Here is a 612-nt window from a genome sequence, read left to right as displayed (position 1 = left end):
GACATGGATACATTTAGTATGCCGGGTTCGGATTTAGAAAGTTATAAAGCCAACTTTTTATTTGAAACGCAAAAATGGGATTACTTAATTGCTCCTAATCAATATTCAGAAGATATTTTTCAATCTTGTTTTGCTTTTGAAAAACAGTTTATCGAGAGTGGATATCCAAGAAACGATGTATTGTATCAAAAAAATAATGCTGAAGATATTAATGAAATCAAGAAGAAACTAGGATTGCCTAACGATAAAAAAGTTATTTTATATGCACCAACATGGCGTGATGATTACTATATATCGGCTGGGAAATATAAGTTTCATATACCATTTCAACTGGAAAAATTGATAGAGTTATTAGGAGATGAGGCTGTTTTTATTTTCAGAGCTCATTATCTAGTTGCAGAAAGCTTAAATGATGTTGTAAATAAACCTAATATTTATAATTTTTCAGGCAGTGAAGACATCAGTGATCTCTACTTGGTTTCTGATCTTCTTATAACGGATTATTCTTCCGTTTTCTTTGACTATGCGAATTTGGAGAGACCGATGCTTTTTTACGCTTATGATTATGAACACTATCGGAATGATTTAAGAGGGTTCTACTTTGATATAGAA

General features: G+C 31.4%; 1 protein-coding gene. It reads left to right on the top strand.

Going from position 1 to position 612, the window contains the following annotated elements; genetic code table 11:
- Nucleotides 1-612: CDP-glycerol glycerophosphotransferase family protein (locus RT405_RS02980; RefSeq protein ID WP_313467432.1), on the top strand; the 612-nt coding region annotated here is incomplete at both ends.

The organism is Carnobacterium sp., from assembly GCF_032094055.1.
In the GTDB taxonomy this organism is placed as follows: Bacteria; Bacillota; Bacilli; order Lactobacillales; family Carnobacteriaceae; genus Carnobacterium_A.
Note: the sequence above shows the minus strand (reverse complement) of the source record. Positions and strands in the feature narration are given on the sequence as shown.